Below are 11,128 nucleotides of genomic sequence, written 5' to 3' on the forward strand. Positions count from 1 at the left end.
GACGGGTATGTCGTGGCTGTGATATGCTGGGGCCAGAAAAGAGGGGAAGCTTATGCCGAACATCGGGCCGACCGAGCTACTGGTCATCTTGCTTTTGGCCCTCATCATCTTTGGCCCCGGGAAGCTGCCGCAGCTTGGGCGTGCGGTAGGCCAGAGCTTCCGGGAGTTCAAGGAGTCGATCAACCCCTCGCGCCAGGAGCAGCCTGAGGCTCCTAAGGAGAACCGGCAGTAACAGGAGCAGCGGCAGGAGCACCGGCCTCATGCCCCCTGCCGTTAACGGGACTGCCGGGGAAGGGCTGTAGGGGCGGATCGGCCAACAGGGCCGGGAGTACCTGGAGCCCGGCCGGCCGTGGCCCTTCGCTTACCGGACGGCCTTCTGGTTCCTGACGGCCACCGGTTTCTGAAACCTGGTCGGCGCGGGCGTGCTGAGCTTCTTCATCAACCCTCCGGCCGTCAACTGCTTCCAACACGGCACCTTCCCGGCGGCCGCCCAGGGGCACGGGGCCCTGGCGGGCGTCTGCGGCATGCTCGCCATCGGGCTGCCGGCGTTCGTCCTGCGCATCGTTGCGAACGGCTCCCATCGCCATCCTCGGCTCTCCGGTGGAGGTGAGCAGCGGGTGCGGCCGGCAGCCGGGAAGCCAGGGCCGGCCCCAGAGCGAGGGTAGCCACCATGCGCACGACGTGAAACGTCACGACGATGCCTGGCTGCTCCCCGGTGGCCAAAGCGGCGGCGGCCATGCTCTCCAGCGCGCCGGGGGCTGTTGCGAGCATGGCCACCAGCAGGGGCAAGCCCGTCAGCCGGTACAGAGCCCATCCGACCGCCATGGACCCGCCGATCAGCCCGGACGAGAGAACCGCGGCCCACACAGATAAGGCCAGGTAGCGGCCAACGTCTTCCCGCCGGAACTGCGTGCCAACCCAGGTGCCGAGCACCGCCATGGCGGCATTGGTTATCCATGGCGGCAGAGCCTGGTGGGGAAGGCCGGCCCCGTTGAGGCCGGCAGCGATGACCATCGGCAGAATCACGGGCCCGGCCGGGACGCGGATGAAAGTCGCCAAAAGGAGCCCGGTGGCGAGCGAGGCCAGCGTTACACCAAGGCCTGCCCAAACGGCGGGCGTGTTTGCTGCGGCGGGCGCGACGGGGACCGTCGCCTCGGGCGCCCCCGAGGTCGCATGGCCAAACGCAGCCACCAGCAGTGGGGCCGACAGTAGAGCCGTCATCAGACGCACGTACTGCACCACGGTTACCGCCGGCGGATCCGCTCCCAGGCCTCCGCTTACCGCCACGATCCCCGACGCGCCACCAGGAACGAAGCCGAGGACGGCCGTCCTGCGTTCTACCCGGGCAACCCGTGCAAGCAGGAGGCCGGTGACAAGCCCCAGCGTGAAGGTCATGAGAGCCGTTGCCAGGGCAGCCGGCCACATCTTGAGAAGTTCCTGCATGACATCCGGATTGAAACCTCCCGCCACGTTGACCCCGATGGCTGCCTGGGCGAGGCGGTGCAGGCCCGGCTGAACCGACGGGGGCTTTCCGGTGAGCGAGAACCCGAGAGAGACGGCCACCGGACCGACAAGCCAGGGCACCGGGACCCCCATGCGATGGGCGACGATGCCTCCGAATGCCACAGCGGCGGCGGTGCTCAAACCACGCCAAGGGATGCGACGAAACGTACGACCTTCACTCCCTCATTGCCGGCCACCGGTCCCGGGCGCGAGTTCAGGTGAGCGGCGGGAAAGGCACCGGGCTCTTGAACACGAAGCGTTTCCGGCTGATGGGATGGACCAACCACAGCTTGCGGGCGTGGAGCGCCGGCCACGGCCGCCCGGGGAGAGCCTGTCCGCGGCCGTACAACGCGTCACCGACTACCGGGTGGCCGAGATGCGCCATGTGCACCCGGATCTGGTGGGTTCGGCCGCTCGCCAGACGAAGGGCGACCAACGTCACCGGCCTCTCCCCGATCGAACCCCGCCACGCCACTCGAAATCGCGTTCTGGAAGGTCGTCCGGAGGGCGAGGCGGCCCGCGCCGCGCCGCCGCCGGGTTCATCGGGCGGCTCGTCAATGGGAATGGCAACGACCCCGCTGACCGCCGCCACGTGCCCTTCGACGAGCGCTACGTAGCTGCGCCCCAGCCTCGCCCGGCCAGCCGGCCGGTGCGGAGCCAGAAGCTCGTGAACATGCGGATTCTTTGCCACCAGCATGAGGCCCGAGGTGCCCCTGTCCAGCCGGTGAACCAGATGAGCCCAGGGTGGCTCGCCGCGCTGCAAGCGGTGGTACACGATGCCGTTGATGAGGGTGCCGCCATGGTGCCCGCGGGCAGGGTGCACCACCAGGCCGGCCGGTTTGTCCAGGACCACAAGCCACTCATCCTCCGAGACAATGGCGAGGTCAACGGGCTCGGGTGCAGCGGGCGCACATGCCGGCAGGGCGAGCGTGATCCGGTCGCCCGAGCGCACAGGCACGTCGCTTGGAATTGGGCTTCCGTTGACCCAGAGCCCGCCCCGGGCCTTGATGCGGCGGTAGAGGGTGCGGGAGAGGTGGAGCCGCCGGCGCACCACCTGCCCCACCGTCTGGCCTGCGTCGCCCGCGTCTGCGGTCAGATGGCAGAAGGGAACGAGGGGGGCTGCGGCATCACGCGAGCCTGGGGCCGCTCCCGGGGGTTGCATCGGGTTGCTGCTGGGATGCCTCCTGCTCACATAGCTCCTGCTCGGGGGTTTCCTGGTCCAGAGGCTCCCGCTCCGCTTCTCTCTGCTCCCTCAACAGACGCCGGCGCCGCTCCATCTCTTCGATCCGGCGCTGCTCTTGGACCGCGTCCGCAAGGCGCCTCTCCATGAGCCGCACGCGTACGGAGCTGACCCAGGGGGACCGCCGCAAGACGACCTGGCCGCTCCAGAAGTGCGCAGGCCTGGCTTCCGAGGAGGAAGACCGGCGGCGCTTCATGAGCAGCTTCTCGAGCCGCGTCCAGGCCCCCGCGGCCGGCTGAACGTCCGCCGGCTCTTCCACACGGCGCAGGATGTGCGGCATGGCCGCCACCGTCCTTCCATGCCAGCTTCATTCTAACAGCCTGTCCATTGCCCGCTCCAGAAGGTCGTCGGGTCTGATGGGTCCCACCTGCCGCGACGCCTTCTCCCAGCATCCGGCCTGCCTGGCAGGTGCAAGCGGCCGGTGCGGAGCGTGCCGGCTGCTAGCGCGGGCGCTCCCGTGGTAGATTGAGAGACGGGCGCAGCGCACTGGACGCATGCCTTGCGCGCCCGTGGTGACAGGCTTCTTGGAGGGAAGACCTATCATCGGCACCACCACCGCCGCTGCCCCCGCCGCCGCAACGCCCCCATCAACCCGGCCGTGGCACGCCCTGCCGGCTGAGGAAGTCTGCCGCCGGCTCGGGACCGACCCCGGACGGGGCCTCTCCTCGGCCGTTGCGTCGGCACGGCTCCAGGAGCTCGGGCCCAACCGCCTGCCCGAGGTTCCCGGGCGCACGGTGTGGGCGATGTTCATCGATCAGATCCGAGAGCCCCTGGTGCTCATCCTCATCGCTGCCGCCGGAATTTCGGTGGCGCTCGGCGAGTTTACCGACGCCGCCGCCATCCTGGCCATCGTCGTCCTCAACGCGGTCCTGGGCGTCACCCAGGAGAGCCGGGCCGAGCACGCCCTTGCGGCGCTGCGTGAACTGATGCACCCGACCGCGCGGGTTGTCCGGGACGGCCGCCTCATCGAGATCGCAGCGGCCGAACTCGTCCCCGGCGACGTGGTGCTCATTGAGGCAGGCAGCCGCATCCCGGCCGACCTGCGCCTGGTGGAAACGGCCAATTTGCACCTGGACGAGTCCCCCCTCACCGGCGAGTCGGTTCCCGTGCGGAAGGAGGCGGGGGCCGTGTTCGAGGCCGGGACGCCGGTCGCCGACCGCCTCAACCTGGCCTACATGGGCACCGCGGCCACGTACGGGAGGGGCGTCGGGGTCGTGACCGGCACCGGGCCGGCAACCGAGATGGGCCGCATCGCCGCTCTGCTGGAGGAGGACGGGCCCGAGCCCACGCCCCTCCAGCGCCGCCTGGGCGAGCTCGGCAAGGTGCTGGGCGGGCTTGCGCTCGGCGTGGTGGTCGTGGTGTTCGCCGTGGGCATCGCGCGCGGCGAGCCGCTGGTGGAGATGTTCCTGACATCGGTCGGGCTGGCCGTGGCCGCCATCCCGGAGGGCCTCCCCGCCGTGGTGACCATCGTGCTGGCGCTGGGCGTGCAGCGCATGGCCCGCCGCCAGGCCATCGTGCGCCGCCTGCCCGCCGTCGAAACGTTGGGGGCCGCCACCGTCATCGCGTCGGACAAGACCGGCACCATCACCCAGAACCGGATGGAGGCGGTGCAGGCCTGGGTGGACGGGCAGTCGTTCGAACCCAGGGGAGACAACCCCGATGGCACCCTGGACTGGCTCCTGCGCGGCGGCGCCCTCGTCAATGACGCCCGCCTGGAGCGGCGCGAGGACGGGAAGGGCTTCCGCTCCGTCGGGGACCCAACCGAGACGGCGCTGCTCGCTGCCGCTGCTCGGGCGGGGCTGTGGCCGGACGACCTGCGCCACGCATACCCCCGCGTCGGGGAAGTGCCCTTCGACTCCGAACGAAAGCGTATGTCCACGGTGCACCGCAACGCCCCCGGGAGCCCACAGTGGCCTGGGCCCGAGGAACTGTCGCGCGCCCCGTTCCTGCTCTTCACCAAAGGGAGCCCGGAGTCCATCCTGGGCCGCTGCCGGGCCATCCTGCGCGACGGCCGCATCGAGCCGCTCGATGACCGCCACCGCCAGGCCGTACTGGATGCGAACTCCGCCATGGCACGCCAGGCCTTGCGGGTGCTTGCCGTGGCCGCCCGGCCGCTCTCGTCGCCGCCGGAGGCGCTGGACGAGGCCACGGCCGAGCGCGAACTGGTGCTGATCGGCCTCATCGGGCTCATCGACCCGCCCCGCCCGGAGGCGGCCGAGGCGGTACGCATCAGCCGGGAAGCCGGCGTGCGGCCCATCATGATCACCGGTGACCACCGTGACACGGCGGCCGCCATCGCCGCCCAGGTCGGGCTTTTGCGCGGCGACGGACAGGCCCGGGTGGTGACCGGCGCCGAACTCGAGAAGATGACCGACGCAGAGCTCGATGCCCTGGTCGAAAGCGTGGACGTGTACGCCCGGGTGAGTCCGGAGCACAAGCTTCGCATCGTCGAGGCTCTCAAGCGCCACGGCCACGTGGTGGCGGTCACGGGCGACGGCGTGAACGACGCCCCTGCCCTGAAGCGAGCCGACGTGGGGGCCGCGATGGGGATCACCGGCACCGACGCGGCCAAAGGGGCCGCCGACATGGTGCTGGCCGACGACAACTTCGCCACCGTGGTGGCCGCAGTGGCCGAAGGGCGCACCATCTTCGAAAACATCAAGAAAGTCGTGCACTACCTGCTCTCGGCGAACCTGAGCGAGATCCTGGCCATCTTCGCCGCCATCGTCGCGGGGTTGGGCCGGCCGCTGACGGCCATCCAGATCCTGTGGGTAAACCTGGTCACCGACGGCCTGCCGGCACTGGCCCTGGGCGTCGATCCCGCCGAACCCGGCCTCATGCGCCGGCCGCCGCGCAAAAGCGACGAGGGCGTCTTCGGGGGTGGCATGGCGTGGCGGGATGCCTACCAGGGCCTGTTGCTCGGCGGCCTTACGCTGGGCGTCTTCGCCTGGATGCTCCGGACGGGCCGTACCACGATAGAGGCCCGCACCGCGGCCTTTGCAACCCTCGGCTTCTCGCAGCTGTTCCACTCGTTCAACCTCCGCTCGACCACCCAGTCGCTGCTCCGCCTCGGGCCGCTCAGCAACGGGTGGCTCGTGGGCGCGTTCTTCGCGGGGGCTGCGCTGCAGCTTGCCGCGATAACGTGGGCACCGCTTGCCAGGGCGTTCGAATCGGCGCCGCTTGACGGCAAGGCATGGGCCGTGATCGCAGCAGCCTCTGCTGCCCCCGTCGTGGCGGTGGAGACCGTCAAGGCCGCTGAGCGGGTCGTTCGGGCGGCGCGGTCTGGCCTGCGCCGGGGATGAGCTGGCAGTACAATAAGTCGAGAATCCACCGACAGGGGGCTACACAGCGAGCATGGCCGCCATCGACGTTGTCGTACGGCACGCAGGAGGCATGGCTTTCATCGCCCGCGGCCCGTCCAACCACTTCCTGGTGATGGACGGGCGGGAGCCCGGAAGCGAGGAGCCGCAGCGGGCGCCAGGGCCCATGGAGACGGTGCTGATGGCGCTCGGCGGCTGCACCGGCATGGACGTGGTCAGCATCCTGCACAAGAAGCGGGTGCCGTTCACCGGGCTCGAGCTTCGCATCCACGGCGAGCGTGCCCCGGAGCACCCGCGCCGTTACACGTCCATTCAGTTGGAGTACGTGGTTCGGGGCGCCAACCTTCCCCGCAAGGCGGTGGAAGACGCGGTGCGCCTCTCCTTTGAGAAGTACTGCTCGGTGGCGGCGACCCTGCGGACGGGCGTCGACGTCACGTACTCGGTGACCCTGGACCAGGACGGCGATGGGGCGCCGGCTTCATCCCCATCGCAATCCGCTGGCGTTCCCTAGGCCTTCAGGCGTCCTGTTTCTCGCCCGGCGTGCCCTGGCTGGCCGTCCCGTATTGGTGGGCGGCGGAGGCGGCCGCGCGCCGGAAAAGCGCGGTCCGGGTGCGCAGCGCATACACGACCAGGATGGTGACAAGAGCTTCCGGCACCATGTAGGCGACGTTGTAGATCAGGGAGTACAGGGCGGCTGGCTGTCCCGCCGGCGCGTACGAGGCGAAGAAGATGACCCCGGAGAGCCAGTGGGCGGCCAGCCGCAGAAGCGAACCGGCCACCACGCCCAACTCCGGGGAGGCAAACGCCCCGGCCACGCCGAGCACCCCGAACGCGACGGGATAGTCCAGCAGCCCCTGCGCCCAGTGGACCACGTACCCGCCTCCCAGCGCCTGCAGAACCCCGGATGCGGCACCGGCCAGCATCCCGGGCCACAGGCCCCACCGGGCCGCCATGACGAACAGGGGCACCATCTCCAGCGAAACCGACCCACCCTGGGGCATCTCGAAGACCTTCAGGTAGCTGAGGGCTAACGAGAGGGCGATCGCGATGCCACCCTCGGCAACCAGCTGGGTGGGCGTGCGGCGGGTCCAGTACGAGGGACTCGATTCCGGGTGGCTCATCGATCCGGCAGCTCCTTTCCCTGCGCAGGCATTACCCTGATCAGGTTCGAGGGGTCTCAGGACTCGGGGCCGGCAGCCGGATCCGGCCAGGCGCCCTGACTCTCAGCCCCGCGAGGGGCTCCCCCAGTGCTCGCCGACTTCGTTTCCCATTCGACCTGTTCGGGGCTGCTCCTCCGAGGGCGGCAGGAGTCGGCGTTTCTGTCAGCGAAAACTCGGCCCCAACAAGCACGCATGACAGGAATGGTTGGCCAGGGCAATGGCCCGCTACATTGCGGCACGCATCGTGCTCATGGTACCCATCTTGCTCATCCTGGTCACGGTCATGTTCGTCATCCTCCGGGTCATGCCGGGGGATCCGGTCCTGGCCATGCTGGGAGGTCGCAACGTCGCTCCTGAGGTGATCGAACAGTACCGGGAGCGCCTGGGGCTGAACAAGCCCATCGCCGTTCAGTACGCCGAGTACCTGGCCCAGCTTGCCCGCTTCGACTTCGGCGTCTCCATGCGCACCGGCCGTCCCGTCATCACGGAGTTGATGGCCCGCTTTCCCGCCACGCTGGAGCTGGCCGTATCGGGCATGATCGTGGCATTCGCCCTGGGGCTTTCGGGTGGCATGCTGGCCGCCACACGGCCCGACCGGGCGGCGGACCACGCCATGCGGCTGGCCAACGTGGGCTTCTTCGCCATGCCCATCTTCTGGTTGGGCCTGATGCTCCAGATGGTCTTCGCGGTGCGCCTGGGCTGGTTTCCCGTGGGCGGGCGCCTCGACCCGATCACGCAGGCCATGTTTGAGCCCATCACCGGCTTTTACGCCCTCGACGCGATTCTCCAGCGGGACTGGACGGTGCTGCGGGCCTCGCTGCGCCACCTGATCCTGCCGGCCATTACCCTGGGCGTCGTGCTCTCAGGCCTCGTGGGGCGGCTGAGCCGGACCCGCCTTTTGGAGGTGCTCGACGCCGACTACGTTCGCACCGCTCGTTCGAAGGGGCTGAACGAGTCGCGGGTGCTGTGGGTTCACGCCTTGCGCAACGCCATGATTCCCATCGTCACCGTGGTCGGCATGCAGTTCGCCCTGCTGCTGGCCGGGGCCGTCCTTACGGAGACGGTCTTCTCATGGCCCGGCATCGGCCGCTACCTCCTGGTCAGCATCGACTACCGGGACTTCCCGGCCATCCAGGGCACCGTGGTCTTCATCGCCCTGTTCATTTCGCTGGTGAATCTTCTGGTGGACCTGACGTATCCCCTCATCGACCCCCGGGTGCGCTTCTGAGGGCCCCAACTCACGCGGCAGGAGGCGGATAAGCACTCGTCAATGGCCACCCAGAGCGGCGCGCAGACCGTATCGGCGGTGCAGTGGGGGCTGGGGCTCCTGTCTCTGCGCCGGCTGGGCCGGCGGTACCTGCTGGTGGCGGGCGGGACGATCGTGGTGGTGGTGGTCCTGCTCACGCTCCTGGCGGGGATGCTGGCGCCCTATTCGCCCACCGCGGCGTTGGGCGAACGCCTGGCCTCGCCCGGGCCGGGCCACTGGATGGGAACCGACCAGCTTCGCCGGGACGTGTTCAGCCGGGTTCTGTACGGCGGCCGGGTGCCCCTGATGGTCGCGGCCATCGCCACGCTGGTCTCGTTCAGCGTCGGGTCCGCCCTGGGGTGGATCTCCGGCTTCTGGGGCGGGGGCCTCGACCGGGTCCTGTCGCTCGTGATGGACGCCGTTTACTCCTTCCCCGCCCTCGTGCTGGCCATCGTGGTCGTGGCCATGCTGGGGCCCGGCATGCTCAACATGATCCTGGCCATCGGCATCGTCTACATTCCGACATACTTCCGCCTGGCACGCAGCCAGACGCTTCAGGTGCGGCAGATGGAACACGTTGAGGCGTCGCGGGCCCTGGGCGCCTCGCGGGTTCGCACCCTTTTCCTCCACGTGGCGCCCCTCACGATGCCGTCGCTGCTGGCCGTGACGTCGTTCACGGTGGCGGACGCCATCCTCACCGAGGCAGCGCTGGCGTTCCTCGGGTTCGGGCTTCCGCCGCCGACTCCGGACTGGGGCTTCGACATTCAAAATGGCCAGAAGTTTCTGCAGTCCGGCAGCTGGTGGCTGGTGGCGTTCCCGGGTGCCTTCATCATCCTCGTCTCGCTGGGCTTCGGGATGCTGGGCGAGGGAATCAACGACCTGCTTGACCCGCGGCGGCGCAAGTGGACGCCCTGAACTCGCAAGCAGGAAGAGGGGATGCAGAGGGGAATAGATCCGGCACCCAAGCCCAAAAGCGGGGGTCCTGTCAAGCCTTGCCGGGAGGTGAAAGGTTAAGGTGAGACGCCTTTTCTGGTTTCTGACCCTGGCTTTGGTACTTGCACTGTCACAAGTGGGTGGAGCAGCCCAACGCTCGACGGTGATCATCGGCACGACCGACAAGGTCACCCAGCTCGAACCCGCCAACTCGTACGACTACTGGACCTGGCACGTGCTGCAGCAAACCACGGAGGCCCTGGTCACCACCGAGCCGGAAACGGCGCGGATCGTGCCCCAGCTGGCCGAGCGGTGGGACATCTCGCCGGACGCCCGGACCTACACGTTTTACCTGCGGCGTGGCGTCACGTTCACCGATGGGACGCCCTTCAACGCCGAGGCTATGAAATGGAGCCTGGAGCGGGCGCTTCGCCTGGATGGCCCCGAGGGTGGCGTGGGGCTCATCAAGGGCATCGACAGGATTGAGGTGGTCAACGAGTACACGCTTCGGATCACGCTGAAGGAGAGCGACGCCACCTTCCTGTCCCGCCTGGCCGACCCGATCGCGCCTTCCATGGCGTTCAGCCCCAGGTCGATGCCGGCTGACCAGTTCGTGAACGGCCAGTACGCCGGCACGGGGCCGTACAAGCTCGCTCGCTACGACCCGGACCAGCTCTTGGTGCTGGAGGCGTACGACGGGTACTGGGGGCCCAAGCCCAAGAGCCAGCGAATCATTGAGGTGTTCTACGCCGATGCTTCGGCACTGAGGTCGGCCCTGGAAGCGGGGCAGATCGACGTGGGCTTCCGCACGTTCAACCCTCAGGATATCGCCAGCCTGGAGAAGGACGCCCGGTTCCAGGTGATCAAGGGCGAGGGAAGCCTCTCCGTGCGCTACCTGGTCTTCAACGTGACGCAAAAGCCGTTTGACAACGTGAAGGTGCGGCAGGCCATTTCCCTTGCCGTCGACCGGGACCGCATCGTGAAGGACGTGTTCGGCGGGCTCAACGCGCCGCTTTACAGCATGGTGCCGGCGGGCATGTGGAGCCACGTGGACGCGTTCCCCAAGCGCAACCTGGTGGAGGCCATCGGCCTCCTGAGGCAGCTCGGTTACAGCGAGAGCAAGCCCCTGTCCATCACGCTGTGGTACACGCCGAGCCATTACGGCACCACCGAGGCGGACGTGGCTGCCGTGGTGAAGGACAGCCTGGAGCAGACGGGCCTCGTCAAGGTGGACGTGCAGTCGCTGGAGTGGGGCACGTACGTCAGCCGCATGAGCGAGGGTGCTCTGGGCTTGTTCTTCCTCGGGTGGTACCCGGACTTCCTCGACCCGGACAACTTCCTGGCGCCGTGGCTCACTGAGGCGCCCGGGTCGCTGGGCACGCACCTGGACAAGGCGACCAACCGGACCGACCGGGGCTACTACCGGGAGTTCGTGCGCCTCTTGACGGCTGCCAAGCACGTGGCGGATCAGGACATCCGGTCCAAGTTCTACGTGGACGCCCAGCAGAAGCTGGCGGAGAGCGCCATCCTGGTCCCGCTGTGGCAAAACAACCTGCAGCACCTGGCCATCGCCCGGCGCAACGTCAAGGGCATCATCCTCGACCCGTCCATGAACCTGCGCACCTGGCTCCTGTACAAGGAGTAAGGCGCAGCGAGGGCCGGGGGCCGTTCGAAAGAAGCGGGGGAGTTGCATAGAGACGGCCGGCGCCAGCGGCAGGAGGGGTCC

At 68.6% G+C, this 11,128-nt stretch carries 10 protein-coding genes and 1 riboswitch; of the genes, 6 read left to right on the forward strand and 4 right to left on the reverse strand.

From position 1 onward, the window contains the following. Positions 1-52 precede the first annotated feature (52 nt). On the forward strand, positions 53-232 hold the full coding sequence (gene tatA / locus AB1609_06975; protein MEW6046208.1) for a twin-arginine translocase TatA/TatE family subunit: 180 nt from the start codon (positions 53-55) through the stop codon (positions 230-232). A 221-nt stretch (positions 233-453) separates the two neighbouring features. Here the strand turns inward: tatA and AB1609_06980 are convergent, their stop codons facing one another. The 3 genes from AB1609_06980 to AB1609_06990 form a co-directional block, all read right to left on the reverse strand. Next, positions 454-1,626 (reverse strand): AbrB family transcriptional regulator, encoded by a 1,173-nt coding sequence (locus AB1609_06980; protein ID MEW6046209.1) that lies wholly within the window; start codon positions 1,624-1,626, stop codon positions 454-456. Positions 1,627-1,717: 91 nt separating this feature from the next. Beyond that, positions 1,718-2,566: an RluA family pseudouridine synthase gene (locus AB1609_06985; protein MEW6046210.1), complete on the reverse strand. Its 849-nt coding sequence runs from the start codon at positions 2,564-2,566 to the stop codon at positions 1,718-1,720. A gap of 64 nt (positions 2,567-2,630) precedes the next feature. After that, positions 2,631-3,032 (reverse strand): hypothetical protein, encoded by a 402-nt coding sequence (locus AB1609_06990; GenBank protein MEW6046211.1) that lies wholly within the window; start codon positions 3,030-3,032, stop codon positions 2,631-2,633. A gap of 235 nt (positions 3,033-3,267) precedes the next feature. On the opposite strand from AB1609_06990, the gene AB1609_06995 reads away from it, so the two are divergent. After that, positions 3,268-6,045 carry a cation-translocating P-type ATPase gene (locus tag AB1609_06995; GenBank protein MEW6046212.1) on the forward strand — a complete coding sequence of 926 codons (2,778 nt, stop codon included), beginning with the start codon at positions 3,268-3,270 and terminating at the stop codon, positions 6,043-6,045. 52 nt (positions 6,046-6,097) lie between these two features. Next, complete coding sequence (locus AB1609_07000; GenBank protein ID MEW6046213.1) at positions 6,098-6,574, forward strand: OsmC family protein; 477 nt, start codon at positions 6,098-6,100, stop codon at positions 6,572-6,574. A gap of 4 nt (positions 6,575-6,578) precedes the next feature. Here the strand turns inward: AB1609_07000 and thiT are convergent, their stop codons facing one another. After that, positions 6,579-7,184: an energy-coupled thiamine transporter ThiT gene (gene thiT / locus AB1609_07005; protein ID MEW6046214.1), complete on the reverse strand. Its 606-nt coding sequence runs from the start codon at positions 7,182-7,184 to the stop codon at positions 6,579-6,581. Continuing rightward, a riboswitch (TPP riboswitch) is annotated at positions 7,183-7,319 on the reverse strand. It overlaps the preceding gene by 2 nt. A gap of 121 nt (positions 7,320-7,440) precedes the next feature. Here thiT and AB1609_07010 point away from each other — a divergent pair. From AB1609_07010 to AB1609_07020, 3 genes are all read left to right on the forward strand, one after another. Then, complete coding sequence (locus AB1609_07010; GenBank protein ID MEW6046215.1) at positions 7,441-8,451, forward strand: ABC transporter permease; 1,011 nt, start codon at positions 7,441-7,443, stop codon at positions 8,449-8,451. Between the two features lie 42 nt (positions 8,452-8,493). Further along, positions 8,494-9,384, forward strand: a complete 891-nt coding sequence (locus AB1609_07015) for an ABC transporter permease (protein ID MEW6046216.1) — start codon at positions 8,494-8,496, stop codon at positions 9,382-9,384. Positions 9,385-9,484: 100 nt separating this feature from the next. Then, positions 9,485-11,047: an ABC transporter substrate-binding protein gene (locus AB1609_07020; protein ID MEW6046217.1), complete on the forward strand. Its 1,563-nt coding sequence runs from the start codon at positions 9,485-9,487 to the stop codon at positions 11,045-11,047. Positions 11,048-11,128: the final 81 nt, after the last annotated feature.

The sequence above is a fragment of the Bacillota bacterium genome (assembly GCA_040754675.1).
Classification (GTDB): domain Bacteria; phylum Bacillota; class Limnochordia; order Limnochordales; family Geochordaceae; genus Geochorda.